Raw genomic sequence first — 20,479 nt, 5'->3', positions numbered from 1 at the left:
AGAAATCAGAAAATACACCAAAAACAAATTATCCTTTCCCACAGATGATTCTGTTATGAAATCTGTATAATGGGCAGTAAGGGAAGCGACTAAAAAATGGTCTATGCTCATCAAAAACGGACCATTTATAAAAAAGGATTCAACTATTAATTAATTTAAAGTCAAACCCAAGCTGTTTTAACTTACACAGATTACGAGATAGTGTCAATTAAAACAAAAGATACTTGCACAAATTACTACACCTAATTTGATGTTTCAATATTATATTTATATTTTCTGCTTTCTTTCTTACCATTGCGATAATTTCTCATAGTTTCTTTTTCTAAAAGTCCATCATCATTATACTTATATGAAATTTCTGCTGTTTTCATTGTTCTTTTTGTGATAGGCACTATAAGTTCCCCTTCAAATTTTGATTGAAATACTGAAACTCTATCTAAATAATCATCTTTATAAATGTAACTACGAATTGTTAAAAAGCCTTTATTTTCTGCATATTCTACAAAAGATTTACTTTTAGCATTCAGCGCTTTGGCAAATTTATAAGAAGTGGATTGATTACCATTTTTAAAGTTGGTAATATCTTTGAATTCAGAATTAGCCCTGTATTGAACCATTATCTCTTTCCTAACTTCGCCAGAATTTTTACTAATTACTCGTCTAAAAAGTTCTTTACCATTCAAATGATATTGAATGGAAGTAACAATAGTGTCTTTATAAATATCACTATATTCTTCTCTTTCAATAGGTAAACCATTAGAATTGAGTTTTTCTGTAAAACCCTTTTCTTTAGAAGATTGATTGATGGTTGCTACTAATTCTGAATCTTTTAATTGTTTAAAATTTTTAAATTTTGAAATAAAGGCATAGGCATTTGAATTTTTTGCGACCTCTTCTTTATCGATATATTTTTGCTCAAATGAAGTTTTTTTAGAGGGATTCATTCCATATTCATAAGTATATATTGAAAGACCTGCATTTGAATTAAAATCATATTTTTTTATTATTCGACCATTAGAGTCATATTCAAAAGCATAAATAAAACGATGTGGCTCTTTCCATTGAAAAATAGTAGGGATTTCAGTTTCTCTATATTCAAAAATTATTTTTCCATCATCATTGAATTGAACTATTTTTTTTATTTCACCATCTTCTTTTTGAGTAATAGTATAATTTCCTGTTGGTGGATTTTTTAATTTTAAATCTAAGTTATTAAGCGCAAACTGTGCATAGGCTGGTTGGCTTAAGATAAATAGGAATACTGATAATTTTAAAAAATCCATTTCTTTTTTAATTTGTTATTGATACTGACAAAGTTAATACTGCAATTCTTATTATTCTATATCTTTCCATTTTCCTTTTTTAAAATAGACGTTATGAAATTTAGGTGAATTAAAAACCATCATAAAACTCCAACTTTCTCTGTAAATAGTAGGATTAGTATTTAAAATATGGTGTTTTGGATTTTCCATATATATAACGAGCCTCGCAGATGAAAAAGGTGCGCGTGTAGAAATTTTCCCTTTATATGTTTTATTGATTTCTAGTCCATCAGTCACATAAAAATAGATGGAATCATTCTCTTTTATTTCAAATCTAAAATTGTTGTATTGCCAGTCTGCTTGTTTGCCAGGAAAATAGCTGCGATCAACCACATACAACCCATAAAAGTCCTCTTTTTTAAGTACTACTTTTGAGTTGATTGTATGCAAAACGGTTGCTATTAGGTAAAAAGCAAAAATTCCTAACCAAAAAAACAGTACCGTTTTTAAAACAATTTTCTGTTTAGTTATAACTCCATAAACCAGCAAAACGATACTTACAATTGTGAAAAGAGAAACTAGTACAAACAAGAATAACCACCCCATAAGCTAAAATAAATTTGAGAGTTACAAGATATAAAAGCACATAAAGCTAATCTTTAAAAGATTGTTTTTATTTTTTGAACTCTCGTTCTGGATGATTCTTCATTGATTCTAATTTAATTTTAATGGAATATAAATAACTATTAAGTTCGTAACCTTTGTGAGAATAGGTAATATTGCAAAAATTAAAATTCAACTATGTCAGATTTACATAAACAATTAGAAGATAGATCAGGTAACACTTGCGAACTTTGCGCAGCGACAGACTCTCTTGAAATTAAAGTACATCTTGATATATATGAAGTACCAGATTCTCCAAAGAATGTAAAAGATACCACCATTCTAGCATGTGAAACCTGTAGAACACAATTAGAGGATCCAGATAAAGTAGATCCTAATCACTGGCGTGCACTCAACGATTCTATGTGGAGTCCAGTTCCAGCGGTTCAAGTTGTTGTGTACCGTATGTTAGACCAATTGCGTGGTGAAGGCTGGCCAGTAGATCTTATAGAAATGATATACATGGAAGAAGATACAAAACAATGGGCAGAAGATGGCATACAGCGCGGTCCACAAATCATTCATAAAGACGTTAATGGTAATATTTTGCAACGTGGCGATAGTGTGGTTATCATTAAGGATTTAGATGTCAAGGGATCAAGTCTTGTAGCAAAACGCGGTACTCCAGTGCGCAATATTTCATTAGTACGTGATAATGCAAATCAGATTGAAGGTAGAGTAGGACCTACGCAAGTTGTTTTGCTTACTCAATTTGTAAAGAAAACCTCTAAAGAAGAATAGTCGAATACAAATTTCTGGAAGTTAATTTATCAAATAGACTTTGTTGTCCATTTGTCACATCAGTTCCTTCTAATTGAAGTAGTTTTTTCTTTGCTTGCAATCCTCCTGCATATCCAGTTAATGATCCGTTTGCGCCTATTACTCTATGTCACGGTATAATAATAGAGATAGCATTAGCACCATTAGCACTTGCTACTGCTCTTATAGCTTTTTCATTTTTCAGCTTTCGCGAAAGCGAGATATAACTCCAACTTTCTCCATAAGGAATAGTTTGCAACTCTTGCCAAACGCTTTTTTGAAAATCTGTTCCAATTAATAAAATAGGAAGATCAAACTTTTTGAGAGTACCTTGAAAATAGCCTTTTAATTGTAATTTAGTTTTGGAAATAAGTGGATGATTTCCCACTTTAAAAACACTTTCAAGATTCTTTTGAATTTTATGATCTATCCGATCACGTTGTTTTCTATAGCGCCAGTCTGCCAGACATAATTGATCATTAAAAACGCCTAAAATTAACTCTCCTACCGGACTTTTATAATAACTCGTTATAATATTACTCATAGCGCAATGCCTCGATAGGATCGAGTTTTGCAGCTTTTACTGCAGGAATCACACCAGACGCAAAAGCAATCACAATAGAAACTATAGTGGCAGCAATAATAGCTGTCCAAGGTATTTCAAAAGGAATCTCAAATCCAGCAGAAACGCCATAACCTATGAGCATACCTAATAAGATTCCTACAATACTACCATACTGACTTATTAAAAAAGTTTCAATAAAAAACTGCCAAGAAATAGTGCTTCTTTTTGCTCCTAAAGCCTTTCTTACACCTATTTCTCTAGTTCGTTCTGTTACAGAAACTAGCATAATATTCATTAACGCAATAGAAGAACCAAAGATGGTAATTAAGCTTATCAGTATAGCTGCAATATTAAGCGCACCACTGATCTCATTTACTGATGACATCAATTGATCACTTTGTACTATCCCAAAGTTATCTTCTTCTACCGGTGAAAGACCTCTTATATTGCGCATTAATATAACGGCTTCATCTTTAGAGCTGTCCATGAAATTTTTATCAAAGACCTTGACACTAAGATCGTAATTGATATTTGCTCTTGTATAAATACCGCGTGCTGCATCCATAGGAATCAATACTCTCAAATCGACACTATTACCAAATGTAGAGCCCTTTTCTTCTAGAATTCCTATAACATTAAACTTATTACCACGTATACTTAGAGTTTTTCCTATAGGGTTGAAGCCTTGAAACAGTTCTTCTTCCATATCACTTCCTATAAGACATACTTTTGAATTATTAGAAATGTCCAATGAAGAAAACATGCGTCCTTGACTCAATTTTATTCCAGCATTTTCTGCATAATGTTCATTTACACCAGCAACAATAACGTTAGGTTTTGTTTTACGATCTTCTGTTTTTATTTCTGCTTGACTTGTGGCTTGAAATGAGACACCTACTTGAGTTAAGGGTGTTTTATATTGTTCTTCAAATTCTTTTACCTGTCTATAATTGATAATAGGATTTACCATATTTCTTTTTCCACCACCACGACTTTGAAAACTCATAGCATACCGTTGCACATAAAAAGTATTAGTTCCTATTCCAGAAAACCCATTGTTTAAAGTGGAAGAAAGCGCATTTACGGCACTTAGAATTCCAACTAATGCAGTTATTCCTATGGCAATAATAACAACGGTAAGTATGGTGCGCAATAATTGCCCTTTAATGCTTTGTTGCGCGATACTGAAATTTTGACGTAATAATCCTAACATGTTAAGTAAGACTTAGAAATTTGAAGAAAGTTACAAGTTATCGTTAGAATTTTCAGTTGAATTAAATTTACTTTATGAACAAGCCCGCATGAACTGTTTATATTTGCAAACTTAAATTATATTATGGCACAGAAACCATCAATTCCCAAAGGTACAAGAGATTTTAGCCCGCTAGAAGTACAGCGCAGGCAGTTCATTATGAATAAGATCCAGCATCATTTTGAGCTGTATGGTTTTATGCCTATAGAAACACCTAGTTTTGAGAACTCTGATACCTTAATGGGAAAGTATGGGGAAGAAGGAGATCGTTTGATTTTTAAGATTCTCAATAGTGGAGAATATTTAAAAAAAGCAGATTCTAGCTATTTACAGACTGGAAAAGAAAGTCAACTGACCTCTCAAATATCTGAAAAAGCATTGCGTTATGATCTAACAGTTCCTTTTGCACGATATGTGGTACAAAATCAAAATGACATTACGTTTCCATTCAAGCGTTTTCAAATGCAAAATGTATGGAGAGCAGATCGACCACAGAAAGGACGTTTCAGAGAATTTACACAGTGTGATGCAGATGTAGTGGGAAGCGATTCACTTCTTCAAGAAGTAGAACTCGTACAATTATATGATACGGTTTTTACCGATTTGAATTTAACAGCATGTACTATTAAAATCAATAATCGTAAAATTCTTGCTGGTATCGCTGAGGTGATAGGAGCAGAAGATAAATTGATTGATTTTACTGTTGCATTAGATAAGCTAGATAAAATAGGTAAAGAAAAAGTGCAAGAGGAAATGCTCTCTAAAGGAATCGAACAAGAGGCGATTCATTTGTTAGATCCTGTTTTTTCACTTTCTGGTAGTTATTCTGATAAGATTGCAAGCATGAAAGTATTGCTCAAAGATTCTATTATAGGTTTAAAAGGAATTGAAGAATTAGAGTTTATCAATAGATTTATTACTCAAATGCCTTTGAAGAGTGCCGTTTTAGATTTAGATATCACTCTTGCTCGCGGTCTTAATTATTACACTGGTTGTATTTTTGAAGTGGCTGCACCAGATGGTGTTGCTATGGGAAGTATAGGTGGTGGCGGCCGTTATGACGATCTAACAGGAATCTTTGGACTAAAAAATGTAAGTGGCGTTGGGATTAGTTTTGGACTAGATCGTATTTATTTAGTTATTGAACAATTAGATCTTTTTCCTGATACAGTGAGAGCAGGAGTAGAGGTGCTTTTTATCAACTTTGGAGAAAAAGAAGCTGCGTATTGTGCTGGAATGTTGTCTCGCTTTCGCGAAAGCGGAATTAAAACAGAGCTCTATCCAGATGCTGCAAAAATGAAGAAGCAAATGAGTTATGCAGATCGTAATGCTATTCCTTATGTCATTCTAGTCGGTGAAGATGAAATAGCCGCTGGCAAATTAAATCTTAAAAATATGGCGAGTGGTGAGCAATCACTGCTTACGCCAGAAGAGGTTATTTCTAAACTTTCCTAAAGGATTAATTTTATTTTCTCAAAAGCCTCTGAAATTTTTCAGAGGCTTTTTTATGAAACCTATTTTTAAATAATAGAATGAACTAGTTAACTTTAAGAAAGCAGACTGCTCATTATGTTTTGTAGTTACTAAAAGTCTTTTGTTTTGTCTTTAAGTACTTTTTTAGTGCTTCTCTTGATTTTAGTGATGTTATAATCAATATTAATTCTGTTAGACTATTTGAATGTAATAGCATCGTAAATTTAGAGTACTAAAATTTTTATTTTCTCGTATCTACCCAGTTAAAGATATAATTTAAAGGAATTCATAGATGAATACCATAAAAAAACCCTTACTAATAAAAGTAAGGGTTAAGTAGCGTGGGGCGGGCACGATCCGCCGACCTCAGCATTATGAGTGCTGCGCTCTAACCAACTGAGCTACCACGCCATCTCATTTAAAACATTGTTGTTTTAAGCGGCTGCAAATATACATCTATTTATTTTTCTAATCCAAACGTTAGTCATTATTAATTTTGATTAATTTTCTTTTTTGAAGATAGAATTTATACCTTATATTGCCGCAAATGTTATTTTAATGCAAGAACCAATCAAATTTGACCTTGAATTTCCCATTCAAGCATCGCCTACCTTATTATATACGCATATAGCTACTCCTTCTGGAATGTCTGAATGGTTTGCAGATAATGTAAATAGTCGTGGAGAATATTTTAAATTTATTTGGGATGGACAGGAAGAGAAAGCAAAAATATTGAAACGTGTATCAGGAGAAAAAGCCCGTTTTCAATGGGATTATGACGAGGATACTAAAAAGTATTTTGAACTTAGAATTCAAGTAGATGAAATTACCAAAGATGTTTCTTTAATGATATCTGATTTTGGTGATGATGATGATGAAGTAGAAGAACAAAAAATGTTTTGGGAAAACCAAATTAGTGCGTTAAAAAAGGTATTAGGATCTAGATAATCCAGTAATTAAGAATTAATTTTGAGCTCTGAACTTCAGAGCTTTTTTTTATGGTAATAATCAATCAAGAATTTTTAGAAGAACAAACAGCGGTAATACCTTTTGATAATAGAGGTACGTTTTATGGTGACGGTGTCTTTGAAACCTTAAGATGTTATAATGGTAAAGCCTTATTATTTGAAGAGCACTACTTTAGATTAATGTCAAGCATGCGTATTTTACGCATGGAAATACCTCAGTTCTTCACCCCAGAATTTTTTGAAGATAGTATTCTTGATTTATTACAAAAACAAAAACTAGATAAAAATCACGCTAGGGTAAGAATAACAGTGTGGAGAAAATCAGGTGGTTTCTATACGCCTGAAGATTTATCAGTGAACTATTCCATCTCTACTGCAAAATTAGAATCTAAATTTTCAAATATAGACAGGAAAGAGATTGATCTTTTTAAAGATCATTTTATTTATGGTTCTATGATCAGTAATCTAAAGACTACCAATAAAGCAGTAAACATTCTTGCAGGAATTTATGCTAGTGAGAATGGTTATGATGATTTACTATTACTTAATCAGGATAAAATGGTGGTAGAAGCGATTTCTGGAAATATTTTTTTACGGAAAGGTGATGTTATTAAAACGCCTCCTATTTCAGACGGCTGTCTGAATGGGATTATGAGAAATCATATGATCAAACAGCTTAAAAAGATGCTCAATTATAATCTTTTAGAAGAAACAATAACTCCATTCGAACTTCAAAGAGCAGATGAGATTTTTGTTACTAATATGGTACGCGGTATACAAAGTGTTACAAAATATCGTAAAAAGCAATACAATTCAGATGCTGCAAATGAATTAATTGATATACTGAATGATACTTTTTTTGATTAATTATACGATGGATTTTCTGGAGCATTAGACCATAGTTCGTATTCACCACCTAGATTTTTCATTTCTTTTTTCCAAATATCATGCATGTTATCAGATAGAAGATTTTTACTATCTTTATTTTCGACAACCACCCAAGATTTTGAATCAAGTTCATTTTCTAGTTGGTTACGGTCCCAACCAGAATATCCTAAAAAGAATTTAATCTGGTCACTAGTTATATCACCTTCATGAAGTAGTTTGCTCACAGAATGAAAATCGCCACCCCAATAAATATCATTTTCAATTAAATGTGAATCTGGGATAAGGTCTGGTATATTATGAAGAAAATATAAATTATCTGTTTCTACAGGACCTCCTTTATAGACCTCTAATTTTAAAGATATCCCAGGTATTAATTCATCCAGCGTAAAATCCAGTGGTTTGTTAAGAATAAAACCCACAACGCCTTCTGTATTATACTCAGTTAATAAAACTACGGATCTTGAGAAGGAATCGTCACCTATAATAGAAGGCTCAGAAACTAATAGATTACCTCTTTCTGGTGCGATATTTTTCATATAAATCAATTAGACAATTAAACTTAATAAAAAATTATGGATATCACACTAGTATTTTTATAATAGCTTAGATTTAAAAAGTAATTATGAAAAAAAATAAAAAAAGTTCCAACCTTAAACTAGTTAAGTTGGAACTTTTAAATGTGTTAACTAATTTTAATTAGTTTACAGCCTTTTGTAAATCGCTACCTGCTTTGAATTTTACAACTTTCTTTGCAGCAATTTTGATAGTTTTACCAGTTTGTGGGTTTCTACCTTCACGTGCAGCTCTTTTAGAAACTGAGAAAGATCCAAATCCTACAAGAGAAACTCTATCACCTTTTTTAAGTGAACCTTCTACATTTCCTAAGAAAGATTCTAATGCCTTTTTTGCCGCTGCTTTTGAAATTCCAGCATGCTCTGCCATTCCTTCGATTAAATCTGTTTTGTTCATAATTGAATTTAAATTAATGTTGATTAAACTAAAACGTGAAACAAATTTATACGGATTATGCGACCACACAAGGATTACAGGCTAAATATCATTAAAATGTTAATAAAACTAATAAAATGTTAATAAGTATATGCTTTCATAGAGATTTCTTCTTAGCCCACGTCAAATCTAGCATCGCTATCAAAAGAGTATCCATTTAACAAATCTTTAATTTTCATTCTTTTTTTATTGGGCAATTGAAGTTCTTCTATTTCTATCATATTGATGCCACAAGCAACTAACATTTTTCCATCTTCCATCACAAAACTTCCAGGTTGCATTTTATGATTCTTTTCAACAACTTTAGTTTTATGAACCTTAGCAATCATCTTTTCTTTATTGAAAAACAAAGCTTTTGCTACTGGGTATGGATATAAACCTCTAACCAGCGCATCTATAGCACTAGCATCTTGGGTGAAATCGATACGTGTATTCTGATTATTTAATTTTGGTGCTTCTTTTAAATTTACATTATCTTTTTGGATAGTGGTAGCGATAGACCCTTGAGCAATGCTATTCACGGTCTCTAGGCTTAAAATAGCACCCATGCTCATCAATCTTTTATAAAGTGTCCCGACGGTTTCAAAAGGCTCTATAGAAGTTTCTTTATTTGCAATGATAGCGCCTGTATCAATTTTATCATCGATAAAGAAAGTAGTCACACCGGTAATTTTTTCCTGATTAATAATAGCCCAGTTAATGGGTGCAGCACCTCTATATTGTGGCAACAAGCTTGCATGCAGGTTAAACGTTCCTAAATGCGGCATTTTCCATACTGCTTGTGGTAACATCCTAAAAGCAACAATCACTTGAAGGTCTGCTTTAAATGAAGACAATTCTTTTAAGAACTCTTCCGATTTTAGATTAGTAGGTTGTAATGTCGGGATCTTATTTTCAACCGCGTACTTTTTAACGTCACTTTCATTTATTTTTCTTCCTCGACCTGCAGGTTTATCTGGTGCAGTAACAACAGCAACGATTTCATGATGTGATCGATGTATGGTATCTAGAACACCAGTTGCAAATTCTGGTGTACCAAAAAATATTATTCGTAATGATTTATTCATTGATTTTGTATTTATTATTTGTAGTTAAGGAGATTTTTCCTTCTTCTAATAGCATTTTTAAATGTGCTACAATACGCTCTTTTTTTTCAGGTAAAAACTCCAGTATTTCCTTATAACTTAAAGGCTGTTTTTGTAGTGCGTTTGTTATTTGTTGTGGAGTAGTAGCCATCATTTTACCTGAATGACAATTACTACAATGACCGCAGTCCTGATCTGTTTTTTCATCAAAATATTCTAGAATCATTCTATTGATACAGGTATCAGTATTGGTAACTAATTTGACTAGAGATTTTAATTTTTCTAATCGGAGTGAGTTTTGATTTTCAAGCTCTCGAGAGAATCTATTAATTGTTCTATCATCATCTCTGGGCACTAAATAGGTAATTTGTAAATCTGTATTTGTAATGGTAGCTTCAACTAGTTCTTGTTCATGTAATAATTGTAATGTTTCATTTACTTGATCTTCACTAGTGTTACTTCTCGTAGCAATCAAAGCAGTGTTTATTTGTAAATCATGGTGTTGACTGCTACCATAAGTACGTAGCATAGCCTGGATTATAGCATTTACTACTGGTCTGTTTTGTGCAAAATGGATGATTCTTGTTCCGCTTTCGCGAAAGCGTACACTAGAACGTCTATGGTAACCTTGTGCAAGACTGATTACACTAAAGCGATCTAATGCATTTAATGCACTGTAGGCCTGCATTCCATTTAATTGATAGGTATTACAGAATTTTGAAAAGGAAAGGGAATGTGTGATTTCTTCACCTTCGCCTATTGCTATTCTCAAATAGTTAGATAATTTTTTATAAATAAACTTTAAATATTCAGGAGTAGGTTGTGATTTAACAAACTGGTTATAAGCATGCTCAATATCATTGCGATTATAAATAAAGTGGGCGATACTATCACGATTATCACGGCCAGCTCTTCCTGTTTCTTGATAAAAACTTTCTATGCTATCAGGCAATTGCATATGCACCACGCTGCGTACATCTGGCTTATCTATTCCCATACCAAATGCGTTTGTCGCCACCATTACTTGCATATCATTCTTCATCCATGATTGTGCAGCAAGTTCTCGTAACTTATTGTTTAAACCACCATGATAAAAGCCAGCCGTAATATCAGACTGATGTAAAATGAGTGTAAATTCTACAGCGTTCTTTCTACTACGGACATAGGTGATACTACTGCCTGGATTGTTTTTATAAAAATCTACAAATGATTGTCTTTTATCACCAGTTTTTTCAATTGTGTAATGAATGTTTGCTCTTTCATAACTAGACTTAAAGACTTTAAAATTCTTCAGCTCTAATACGTTTAATATATCTTTCTGAACAGCATGGGTTGCTGTCGCAGTTAGGGCAATTATAGGCACTCTAGGATGTAATCCTTTCAAAATACTTATCTGACGATAGGCAGGTCTAAAATCGTGTCCCCATTCACTTATGCAATGTGCTTCATCAATAGCAATTAGATTTACATTCATTTTTAATAGACGCTCTTGAACTAGGTCTTGTTGTAAACGCTCTGGGCTTAAGTACAAAAAATCATAATTTCCATAAATACAATTGTCCAGGACATCATCTAGTTCTCGATAAGAAATGCCACCAGTTATTCCTACTGCTTTAATATTTCTCTTTTTAAGTTGATCTACTTGATCCTTAATTAAAGCGACTAAAGGAGAAATTACAATACAAATGCCTTTTAATTGTATTCCAGGAATTTGATAACAAATAGATTTTCCACCGCCAGTAGGCAATAAAGCGACGGTATCCTTTCCTTTGAGTACATGAAAGATGATCTCTTGCTGTAAAGGACGGAAATTTTCAAAACCGTACACGTTTTTTAATATGTCTCTAGATCTTTCCAGCAATATTATAAATGATCTTTTATGAATTGAAATCTATTTTCTATATCTATACGTGGTACAGTAATAGGAGTGTATCCCATCTTTGTATAAAAGTTTTTCAAGATATCTCCCAGAACTACGGCTTGTTCATAGCTCTCGTAGCGCTCGCTGTCACTTTTATATATTTCTTCCCAAGGTGGTAAAAAGAATACTTGATCATATCGGTACATGTTGCTAGCTTCTATATAATCGTCTGGTATGTGATCTCCTGTAAAAATATGATAAGCAGGAACGTCAGGAATACCTCTATCATAGAAATGAATACCTTCTATAGCATTTTTGAACTGGGCTATACGTCCAGCTAATAATTGATTGCTAAAAGCAAATGGATCTGTAAGGAACAATTGTTCAATTCCTTGTTCTTGAGCCTTTGCAGTTACCTCTCTAGAGATTTCATGATGCACGTTGTAGCCGCCATCTTCAATAGAGTTTATGACACTGGTTTTTCCAGATCCTGGTCCGCCTATTATTAAGATTCTTTTCAGTTTTTCCATATAACTACAAAATAACTAAATCTATAGATAGCAATCGTGCGTATCATGAATTATATTTGCATTCTTATTATGGAAAACAACAATTCAGAAGAATTTTATGCAAAACTTAAAACCCAGTTAGCTGATACCAGTATCTGGCCGTCTAAGTATATGTATAAATTTATCGTTCCTACACAGGGAACACAAATTAAGGAGATAGAAAAAGTGTTTGACAACACAGGAGCCGTTATCAATACTAAAGAATCTAGTAAAGGAAAGTATACAAGTGTTTCTATATTAGTTAAAATGAAAAACCCAGATGCGGTTATTGAAAAGTATATGGAGATAAGCAAAGTAGAAGGTGTTATATCACTTTAAGTTCTATCTAGATAATAATTACAATAACATTTTATTTAGGCTATTTTGTGTATTTTGCAGCACTTCACATTAAGTAATACCATTTCAATTTGATATCATCATTAGAATATAATACAGAACGCAACCATCTTGTCATACCAGAATACGGTAGACATATTCAAAAACTTGTAGAGCATTGTAGAACCCTTGAAACTAAGGAGGAACGCAATCGTATGGCAACGGCTATTATAGGCGTTATGGGAAATTTGAATCCGCATTTAAGAGATGTGGCAGATTTTCAACATAAACTATGGGATCAATTATTTGTCATTGCAGATTTTGATCTTGATGTAGATTCACCATACCCTATTCCTAATAAAGAAGAGCTAGCGGCACGTCCTAAAAGAATGGCTTATCCTCAAAAAAGACCGCGTTACAGGTTTTATGGGAACAACATTCAAGGTATGATTAATGTAGCACTAGGCTGGGAAAGAGGAGAAAAGAGAGAAGCTTTAGCTTATATTATTGCAAATCACATGAAAAAATCATTCCTTAATTGGAATAAGGATACCGTAGATGATGCTGTAATTTTCAAGCACTTGTTTGAATTGAGTGATGGAGAGATCAACCTTGCTGCAAAAGAAGAAGATCTATTAGAGTCTAAAGCGTTGATCTATCGCAATACAAATACCAATAGGTCCAAATCAAATCATACCAGTAATAAACGTAATCACGGTAAGAAAAACACTAGAACTACTAATAATAATAGACGCAGAAAGAACTAATTTTCTATTTAATCTAGACTAAAAAAAAGTCCCATTTCAATTATGAAATGGGACTTTTTTTTGATTCTCTATAGTACTAGATCGCTTTACGCGTTTCCTCAGTATTCATTCTCCATGCGTCTAACATCCATGTAGTGGTTTCTAATTCTCTTATGTAAGCACCTATTAGGTCTATTGTACCTTCATCTTCACATTCTCCTGCGGTTTTAACCACTTTGGACATTTGTGATAAAATCGTGCCATGATCATCAATAAGGTTTTTCACCATATCAGTGTCAGACAGCTCTGATTTTGATTCTTTTAAATTTGATAATTTTAAATAATCGCTATAATTAGAAGTAGGCTGGTATCTTAATGTTAAAATACGTTCTGCTATCTCATCAATTTTTATTGCTGCATCATCATACATTTCTTCAAATTTAACGTGCAAATCAAAGAAAGAACGACCAACAATATTCCAGTGGTAATTTCTAATTTTTTGGTAATATAAATGATAGTCTGCTAAAAGAATATTAAGCTCTTTACTAGTATCTTTTGCTTTTTCTATGTCAAAATTTAAGTAATTCATTCGTTTATTTAGATTTTTCTTGTTTGTCTTTAATTGTTGTGCTATCGATGTTTAAATCTCTGTTTTTGGTTGTTGTATCACCAAATTTTGTTAAAGGTTGTTCTTTTGTCTTTCTTTCAAATTTTCTTTCCATGGCTTTAATTATTTTTCTTAAAGATACTAAGGGATAGCTCTTAGTATTTTGAAATTTGAGTTAAACTATGTTTAGAAAACCTTAAATTATGAATACAATCTTCTTTAAATGAAGGAATCTTTATAAAATCTCTAATTATTTAACAACAAAGAATCTTTCAAAACTATTGGTACTTGAAACAAGCATCCATATTAATGGTGCAAATCCTCTTTCCAGACTTTCTTCTGTTAATTCTAAAACCTTTTTGTAGGTATAAGACACTGGCAATTCTTGAGGTGACATTTTCCAAGCATATTTTTCTGGTAGGAAGTAAAGGTTGTCGGTTTCCGCTTTCGCGAAAGCGGAATAATTAAAGTAATAACCTACAATACTATTTTTATTTATGTATTCAAATTTATGCGGCCATAAATGCTGTGGAATAAAAACATGGGCCAAATAGCAAACTTGCTGCTTTACTTTTGAAATATCAATTTGATGCGACTCTAAAGTTTCTCTAGCTTCTTCTGAATAGAGAAGTGGTAACTGATGTTCTTTAAGATGTTTGAGTTTTTTTACTAAATTATCTCTTCCATTAGGGCCTTTATATTTGAAAAGCTCTTGATGTATTTCAGAAAATTGATCAGCTTCTATTTTAGGTTGGTAGATATAAAATTTATAAACCAATTCTATATGAATAACGGTGTTCGTCCTTTTATGTTTTATAATATAGTCTAATTCTCCGATGGTAATTTTGCCTTTAAAAATCTGTATGTTAGAGAGTAATAATTTATAATTATTAGATTTTTCTACACAAAATTTGAAAAAGTATTCGGCTCTTTTACCTAAAACAGTTCCTTGTGGTATTACAGGTAACTCTAATGACTCTTCGTTATCTAGATGATCAAAATTAAAGTTAGATAGGTAAAATTGTTCCAGCCCTAGTAATTCTCCAGACCACAAGCTTGCCGTTTTATAGAATGCTTTAAAACGTGCGTAATTACTAGTCATTTTTTTTACTTGTTATATTGGCTTTTTAAATAGCTACCTGCCGCTGGCCCTAAATTAAATAATAAATCGAGACCGCTTAAAGGTTGTAAAAAACCATGTTTCTCTTGAAAAACCTGAATATATGAGTCCAATATCATCAATGGATTTCCTTTTGCTGTAATAAGCCTATGCGCTAGAGGATCATTTTGATAATTTGTTGTGTTTTGCAAATCCTTATCCAATTTTAAATGCTCTAATAAAAAGTCGAACGTTTTTAGATTCCAATCGATAAGTAATGTCGGAATATTTTGAAAGAGCAGTTCCAAATCATCTTGATAATATTCAAAATATGGGCTACTGTAATAAGCACTTTTAATGCTTTTTAAATGCGTTGCATCCCAATTCTGTGAATGATCTATTTCTATACTATTGTACGATACAGAATGACCTTTCTTTTGGTGAACGACAGGAATGTTTAGGGCTAATTTTCCGTTTGCAGCCGCGATATATGTTCTGTTTCTGTACGTCTGCTTGACATAACTGTCTTGTGTTTCTATTAACAAGTGTTTTGCCTTATGGATATGAATGAGTGATATGACATCCACAAAATAGGAGGGATGAATTATTAATTCATTCATATACCTTATGATTTCTCTTTCTTTTTCTTTTTATTCTTCAGTATTTTACTCACCACAAAATAACCACCTAATAGCACTAGGAAATAGACTAAATAGGAAGTAGGCTGTCCAGAACCATTCACTGTTGTGAACATTCTTTCAAATCTAAAAGCATTTAAAAATGATTTATTACCATCATAACTCATCCATACAAAAACTGGCTTTCCTACTACATGATTGAATGGAACATAACCCCAGTACCTACTATCAAGGCTATTATCACGATTATCTCCCATAAGCCAGTAATAGTCTTGCTTGAAAGTATATGAGGTAAGTGGTGATCCATTTAACATCACCTTAGTACCATTTACGGTAACATTATTAAAGATTTGCATCTCACTTCCTTCATACACTTCAATGATTCTTTTGAAGTATGGAATGTTTTTATAATCTATGTCAATTGTCATTCCAGCTGCTGGAATTAAAAACTCATCGCGATCATCATTATTGTTAGATAGTCGTGCGTCGTAAGGAAAGGTATTTAAAGCATTATAAACGGTCGAATAATCATTGCGATCTCTTAAGTCTTTTCTAAATGGTGCTGGTAAGGTTTGATTACGCATAGTGTATTCTGTGATAACACCATCTGCTTTAAGTTGTTCAATAGCTTGTTCTGTAGCAGTAAACTCTACTAGGCTAGGATCTGTATCTCTATCGGTTTGATAAATCTCTTCAGTGATATCATATTTTTCTATCATGTAAGGACGATCGCCCATAATGTCAAGTCTATTTGCTTTTGCTTGATATTTATGCTGCGGCCTTGCTCTTTCTGGAAGAATTAGTTTTTCTCCATTGATAAAAATATCTCCATCTTTCATAGACATTTTATCACCGGCAATGGCAACACATCGTTTCACATAATTAGATTTTTTATCAATAGGTTTATAATGATACTTACCGTCATCATTAGGATAAGAATTAATGGTATCAGTCGGATAATTAAATACTACAATATCATTGCGCTCTATCTTTTGAAAACCAGGAATACGCGTGTATGGTAATTGAGGTCTTGCCAGATAACTCTTGATACCTGCCACAGGGATCGTGTCGTGAACCATAGGAGCAGCGATAGGTGTCATAGGTAATCTTGCACCGTAATGAAATTTACTAACAAACAAGAAATCACCGGTTAGCAAAGTCTTTTCTAGTGAAGAAGTAGGGATAATAAAAGGTTGCATGACATAAGTATGCACTATAGTCGCAGCGATTACCGCAAACAAAATAGAATTGGTCCATTCTCCTGCGGCGGTGCGAGGATTTAAATCTCTTTCTTTTACATGCACTAAAGGCTGAGTATAATTGACATAGTAAATGTACAAACCTAGAGTCAGTATAACCAAAGCAGTATCCTTAGGCTTATTGTAACCAAATGATCTTAATGTGTCCACCCATACGACGATAAACATCATAATATTAACAACAGGAAGAAATAACAAAATGGTCCACCACCATGGTCTGTTCATTATTTTCATTAAGGTGATCGCGTTATAAACAGGAACAAATGCTTGCCACGCTTTGTTTCCAGCTGCGATATACATTTTCCAAGTTCCTAACCCATGAATAAGTTGTATTACTATAAATACGATTAACCATTCTGTCCAGTTCATATGATAATTTTGTAGATGAAAGATTTTAGAGAAATGTGTTACAACCCTAGTACATCTTTCATGGTGTAAATTCCTTTTTTATTAATAATCCACTCTGCAGCAATAACACTTCCTAATGCAAATCCTTCACGTGTATGTGCTGTGTGAGTGATTTCTATACTATCAATTTCATTTTGATAGGTAACGCTATGAGTTCCTTTTACATCTTCCTCACGCAAAGCATTGATAGATATTGAGTTTTCTTTTATCTCAGAACCTAAATGCCAGTTTTCTTTTCCAGCCTTTTCATTAAGCCCTTCAAATAAGGTAATAGCAGTCCCGCTAGGTGCATCTTTTTTCTCAATATGATGTATTTCCTCCATAGAAACGCTATACTCCTTGAAATTGCTCATCATGTCAGCAAGTTTTTTATTAAGCTCAAAAAAGATATTGACTCCTAGACTAAAGTTGGACGCATAAACCATACTTGACTTATTTTCTGCTACAGATGCAGTAATTTCAGAAAGATGATCGTTCCATCCAGTAGTACCACAAACAATTGGAATTTGTGTTGGAATCAAATGATTTAAGTTACTTAAAACGCTTTCAGGACTTGTAAACTCTATAATAACATCTGCCTTTGAGACATTTTCTAAAGAGTCGTTACGACCTATTTTTGCTACGATAGTGTGACCACGCCGTAATGCTGTTTTCTCAATGGTTTTACCCATTTTACCATATCCTAATAATGCTATTTTCATATTAAAAATTATAGCTTAAATTAAAACCGTAAGTACTTCCTATGGAAAGAGTATTGTAATCCATATACGGTAAAACAGTCAAATTACGATCCACATTAAACTGACTCAAATGTCCATCTACATTAGCATCAATGATTTGTAAAACATAAAGAGCAGCTGTAATCAAGATGCTTAACTCTTTATTTCTTTGAGAATTGCGTTGCGCTCTCTCTAGTCCTTGTGTAGTAATGAATGGTGTTCCATCTTCATTTGAAAACTCGTCATCAGTACCACCTGCTAGACGTATTCTAAATGCGTCTCTAAGTCTGTTGTATTCCCTATCATTAACAGTATAAACGTAAATAGGTATACCAACAGCGGCAACAGCAAGTGGAATCTTCCAATATTTTTTATTGTACGCCTGACCTAATCCAGGAATAACAGCGCTATAAAAAGCAGCTTTTGCAGGTCTATTAGCATCATAAACTCTTGAAATACTGTCCTGGGCAACAATAATATCATTGAGATCGAGTGTTGTGTTGGGATCCTTTTGTCCAAACCCTAGAGCACCCACAAGAAGCAATATGAAAAATAAATATTTACTCATTGATCAACTTTACAATACGTTCAAAGTCGGCTTTAGAAGCATAAGAAATAGTTATTTTACCTTTACCACTGCTTGATATAGTAGTGGTTACTTTAGTGTCTAACAGTGTATTGAGTTCTTTTGTTTGTTGAACGATGTTCTCTGGTAAAGTGTTGGTTTTAATTTGCTTTCGCGAAAGCGTACCGCTTTTTAATTCCTTAACCAGTTTCTCTGTATCTCTTACAGAAAGACTGTCTGCTAGTATTTTTTGATAGATATCTAGTTGTTGCTCTAGGCTTTCTAAATTGATTAAAGCACGACCATGTCCCATAGAAATAAATCCATCTCTCATTCCTGTTTGAATGATAGGGTCCAATTTTAAAAGACGTAAATAGTTAGCAATTGCACTACGTGATTTCCCAACTCGCTCGCTCATTTGCTCTTGAGTAAGATCAATTTCTTCAATCAACCTTTGATAAGAAAGAGCGATCTCTATAGGGTCTAAATCTTGGCGCTGTATATTCTCTACTAGTGCCATTTCAAGAGATTCCTGATCGTTTGCGATGCGCACATAAGCAGGAATAGTATCTATTCCCAAAAGCTTTGAAGCACGACATCTACGTTCTCCAGAAACCAATTCGTACTTTCCATAACCTTTCTTGCGAACGGTTATAGGCTGTATAACGCCTAATTCTTTAATAGAAGATGCTAGTTCTCTAAGATGCTCTTCATTAAAACTAGTTCTAGGTTGAAAAGGATTCATTTCAATATCCTTTAAAGGTAAATCGATTACGTTTCCTACAATCTGATCAGCATTTTTATCTTCTGCAGATTTGATATCGTTGCTAGGATCTTTTAATAGAGCAGATAATCCTCTTCCTAGTGCTTGTTTTTTAGTTGCTTTTGCCATGTTGCTTAAGCGTTTTTCTGTATAAGTTCATTAGCAAGGCTCAAATAATTTTCAGAGCCTTTACTAGATGCGTCATAGTTAATAATACTCTCACCATAAGACGGCGCTTCACTTAAACGCACATTGCGTTGAATGATTGTCTTAAATGTAAGTCCTTCAAAATGTTTATTTACTTCTTCTACTACTTGATTTGATAATCTCAAACGACTATCATACATCGTTAGCAATAAACCTTCAATGTCTAGATCAGGATTATGTATTTTTTGAACACTTTTTACAGTATTCAATAACTTTCCTAGACCTTCAAGAGCAAAATATTCACACTGTATAGGAATTAAAACCGAATTACTTGCCGTAAGTGCATTTAAAGTTAGCAAACCTAGTGATGGAGCACAATCGATAATAATGTAGTCGTATAAACCTTTAACTGCTTCTAAAGAAGTCTTCATCATATACTCGCGCTTGTCTTTATCAACTAGTTCTATTTCAATAGCTACCAGATCAATATGCGCTGGAATAATATCTACATTAGGAGATTCTGTTTTAATTATCAGTTCTTCGGCTGTAACAGAATTTTCTATTAGTTGATAAGTACCTTGTTCAATCGCTTCCACATCTATACCTAATCCAGATGTTGCATTAGCCTGTGGATCTGCATCAATAAGTAAAACTTTCTTTTCCAAAACACCCAAACATGCAGCAAGATTAACAGCTGTCGTCGTTTTTCCTACACCACCTTTTTGATTTGCTATAGCAATTATTTTACCCATGGAGATCATTCAGTTTAAAACGCTAAAGTAAATATTTTACAGCTCATTTTACAGCCATTTCTAGAATTCAGTTAACAACCTTTTATAAGTAAAAGAATGAATTTGTCT

Annotated in this window: 24 protein-coding genes and 1 tRNA gene; 6 read left to right on the top strand and 19 right to left on the bottom strand. The window is 33.0% G+C overall.

Annotation, left to right across the window (positions count from 1 at the left end):
- Positions 1 to 242: 242 nt before the first annotated feature.
- Together ACTF54_RS12655 and ACTF54_RS12650 are read right to left on the bottom strand one after the other, a co-directional pair.
- On the bottom strand, positions 243 to 1,283 hold the full coding sequence (locus tag ACTF54_RS12655; RefSeq protein WP_347197650.1) for a hypothetical protein: 1,041 nt from the start codon (positions 1,281 to 1,283) through the stop codon (positions 243 to 245).
- 51 nt (positions 1,284 to 1,334) lie between these two features.
- On the bottom strand, positions 1,335 to 1,868 hold the full coding sequence (locus ACTF54_RS12650; RefSeq protein WP_438969509.1) for a hypothetical protein: 534 nt from the start codon (positions 1,866 to 1,868) through the stop codon (positions 1,335 to 1,337).
- A gap of 195 nt (positions 1,869 to 2,063) precedes the next feature.
- Here ACTF54_RS12650 and ACTF54_RS12645 point away from each other — a divergent pair, with 195 nt between their 5' ends.
- Entirely contained in the window at positions 2,064 to 2,666 is a 603-nt protein-coding gene (locus ACTF54_RS12645) for a PhnA domain-containing protein (protein ID WP_438969508.1), read from the top strand.
- On the opposite strand, the gene ACTF54_RS12640 is transcribed toward ACTF54_RS12645, so the two are convergent.
- On the bottom strand, positions 2,653 to 3,228 hold the full coding sequence (locus ACTF54_RS12640; RefSeq protein WP_438969507.1) for a methylated-DNA--[protein]-cysteine S-methyltransferase: 576 nt from the start codon (positions 3,226 to 3,228) through the stop codon (positions 2,653 to 2,655). The two genes, ACTF54_RS12645 and ACTF54_RS12640, sit on opposite strands and share 14 nt — an antisense overlap.
- Positions 3,221 to 4,462: an ABC transporter permease gene (locus ACTF54_RS12635; protein WP_347197654.1), complete on the bottom strand. Its 1,242-nt coding sequence runs from the start codon at positions 4,460 to 4,462 to the stop codon at positions 3,221 to 3,223. The genes ACTF54_RS12640 and ACTF54_RS12635 overlap by 8 nt, the downstream gene beginning before the upstream one ends.
- A gap of 123 nt (positions 4,463 to 4,585) precedes the next feature.
- On the opposite strand from ACTF54_RS12635, the gene hisS reads away from it, so the two are divergent.
- Positions 4,586 to 5,956, top strand: coding sequence for a histidine--tRNA ligase (gene hisS, locus ACTF54_RS12630; RefSeq protein WP_347197655.1), 1,371 nt, complete (start codon positions 4,586 to 4,588; stop codon positions 5,954 to 5,956).
- A 355-nt stretch (positions 5,957 to 6,311) separates the two neighbouring features.
- On the opposite strand, the gene ACTF54_RS12625 is transcribed toward hisS, so the two are convergent.
- Positions 6,312 to 6,385, bottom strand: a tRNA-Met gene (locus ACTF54_RS12625).
- A gap of 147 nt (positions 6,386 to 6,532) precedes the next feature.
- On the opposite strand from ACTF54_RS12625, the gene ACTF54_RS12620 reads away from it, so the two are divergent.
- Positions 6,533 to 6,922, top strand: coding sequence for an START-like domain-containing protein (locus tag ACTF54_RS12620; RefSeq protein ID WP_347197664.1), 390 nt, complete (start codon positions 6,533 to 6,535; stop codon positions 6,920 to 6,922).
- A 50-nt stretch (positions 6,923 to 6,972) separates the two neighbouring features.
- Positions 6,973 to 7,809 carry an aminotransferase class IV gene (locus tag ACTF54_RS12615; protein ID WP_347197656.1) on the top strand — a complete coding sequence of 279 codons (837 nt, stop codon included), beginning with the start codon at positions 6,973 to 6,975 and terminating at the stop codon, positions 7,807 to 7,809.
- On the opposite strand, the gene ACTF54_RS12610 is transcribed toward ACTF54_RS12615, so the two are convergent.
- The 5 genes from ACTF54_RS12610 to ACTF54_RS12590 form a co-directional block, all read right to left on the bottom strand.
- Positions 7,806 to 8,366, bottom strand: a complete 561-nt coding sequence (locus ACTF54_RS12610; protein WP_438969506.1) for a YqgE/AlgH family protein — start codon at positions 8,364 to 8,366, stop codon at positions 7,806 to 7,808. The genes ACTF54_RS12615 and ACTF54_RS12610 overlap by 4 nt on opposite strands.
- Before the next feature lie 160 nt (positions 8,367 to 8,526).
- On the bottom strand, positions 8,527 to 8,799 hold the full coding sequence (locus ACTF54_RS12605; protein ID WP_015363467.1) for an HU family DNA-binding protein: 273 nt from the start codon (positions 8,797 to 8,799) through the stop codon (positions 8,527 to 8,529).
- Positions 8,800 to 8,951: 152 nt separating this feature from the next.
- On the bottom strand, positions 8,952 to 9,905 hold the full coding sequence (gene fmt, locus ACTF54_RS12600) for a methionyl-tRNA formyltransferase (RefSeq protein ID WP_347203496.1): 954 nt from the start codon (positions 9,903 to 9,905) through the stop codon (positions 8,952 to 8,954).
- Positions 9,898 to 11,784: a RecQ family ATP-dependent DNA helicase gene (locus ACTF54_RS12595; protein ID WP_347201973.1), complete on the bottom strand. Its 1,887-nt coding sequence runs from the start codon at positions 11,782 to 11,784 to the stop codon at positions 9,898 to 9,900. The genes fmt and ACTF54_RS12595 overlap by 8 nt, the downstream gene beginning before the upstream one ends.
- 2 nt (positions 11,785 to 11,786) lie before the next feature.
- Positions 11,787 to 12,314, bottom strand: coding sequence for an AAA family ATPase (locus ACTF54_RS12590; RefSeq protein WP_438969505.1), 528 nt, complete (start codon positions 12,312 to 12,314; stop codon positions 11,787 to 11,789).
- A 69-nt stretch (positions 12,315 to 12,383) separates the two neighbouring features.
- On the opposite strand from ACTF54_RS12590, the gene ACTF54_RS12585 reads away from it, so the two are divergent.
- Entirely contained in the window at positions 12,384 to 12,671 is a 288-nt protein-coding gene (locus ACTF54_RS12585; RefSeq protein WP_347197661.1) for a DUF493 family protein, read from the top strand.
- A gap of 89 nt (positions 12,672 to 12,760) precedes the next feature.
- Positions 12,761 to 13,435 (top strand): DUF4290 domain-containing protein, encoded by a 675-nt coding sequence (locus ACTF54_RS12580; RefSeq protein WP_347197662.1) that lies wholly within the window; start codon positions 12,761 to 12,763, stop codon positions 13,433 to 13,435.
- A gap of 76 nt (positions 13,436 to 13,511) precedes the next feature.
- On the opposite strand, the gene ACTF54_RS12575 is transcribed toward ACTF54_RS12580, so the two are convergent.
- The 9 genes from ACTF54_RS12575 to ACTF54_RS12535 form a co-directional block, all read right to left on the bottom strand.
- The gene (locus ACTF54_RS12575; RefSeq protein ID WP_347201974.1) at positions 13,512 to 14,003 is read right to left on the bottom strand and encodes a Dps family protein; all 492 of its coding nucleotides are present in this window, start codon (positions 14,001 to 14,003) and stop codon (positions 13,512 to 13,514) included.
- Between the two features lie 4 nt (positions 14,004 to 14,007).
- Positions 14,008 to 14,136, bottom strand: a complete 129-nt coding sequence (locus ACTF54_RS12570; protein WP_347197313.1) for a hypothetical protein — start codon at positions 14,134 to 14,136, stop codon at positions 14,008 to 14,010.
- A gap of 135 nt (positions 14,137 to 14,271) precedes the next feature.
- Positions 14,272 to 15,123, bottom strand: coding sequence for a DUF1853 family protein (locus ACTF54_RS12565; RefSeq protein WP_438969504.1), 852 nt, complete (start codon positions 15,121 to 15,123; stop codon positions 14,272 to 14,274).
- Between the two features lie 5 nt (positions 15,124 to 15,128).
- A complete protein-coding gene (locus tag ACTF54_RS12560) occupies positions 15,129 to 15,740 on the bottom strand; it encodes a WbqC family protein (protein ID WP_438969503.1) in 612 nt (203 codons plus the stop codon).
- A gap of 5 nt (positions 15,741 to 15,745) precedes the next feature.
- Entirely contained in the window at positions 15,746 to 17,386 is a 1,641-nt protein-coding gene (gene lepB / locus ACTF54_RS12555; RefSeq protein WP_438969502.1) for a signal peptidase I, read from the bottom strand.
- 38 nt (positions 17,387 to 17,424) lie between these two features.
- Positions 17,425 to 18,126 carry a 4-hydroxy-tetrahydrodipicolinate reductase gene (dapB, locus tag ACTF54_RS12550; RefSeq protein WP_438969501.1) on the bottom strand — a complete coding sequence of 234 codons (702 nt, stop codon included), beginning with the start codon at positions 18,124 to 18,126 and terminating at the stop codon, positions 17,425 to 17,427.
- A 1-nt stretch (position 18,127) separates the two neighbouring features.
- Complete coding sequence (locus tag ACTF54_RS12545; RefSeq protein ID WP_347197308.1) at positions 18,128 to 18,712, bottom strand: DUF5683 domain-containing protein; 585 nt, start codon at positions 18,710 to 18,712, stop codon at positions 18,128 to 18,130.
- Positions 18,705 to 19,601: a ParB/RepB/Spo0J family partition protein gene (locus ACTF54_RS12540; RefSeq protein WP_347197307.1), complete on the bottom strand. Its 897-nt coding sequence runs from the start codon at positions 19,599 to 19,601 to the stop codon at positions 18,705 to 18,707. The genes ACTF54_RS12545 and ACTF54_RS12540 overlap by 8 nt, the downstream gene beginning before the upstream one ends.
- A 5-nt stretch (positions 19,602 to 19,606) precedes the next feature.
- Positions 19,607 to 20,371 (bottom strand): ParA family protein, encoded by a 765-nt coding sequence (locus tag ACTF54_RS12535; protein WP_347197306.1) that lies wholly within the window; start codon positions 20,369 to 20,371, stop codon positions 19,607 to 19,609.
- Positions 20,372 to 20,479 lie beyond the last annotated feature (108 nt).

It is taken from the genome of Nonlabens sp., from assembly GCF_965657255.1.
Classification (GTDB): Bacteria; Bacteroidota; Bacteroidia; order Flavobacteriales; family Flavobacteriaceae; genus Nonlabens.
Note: the sequence above shows the minus strand (reverse complement) of the source record. Positions and strands in the feature narration are given on the sequence as shown.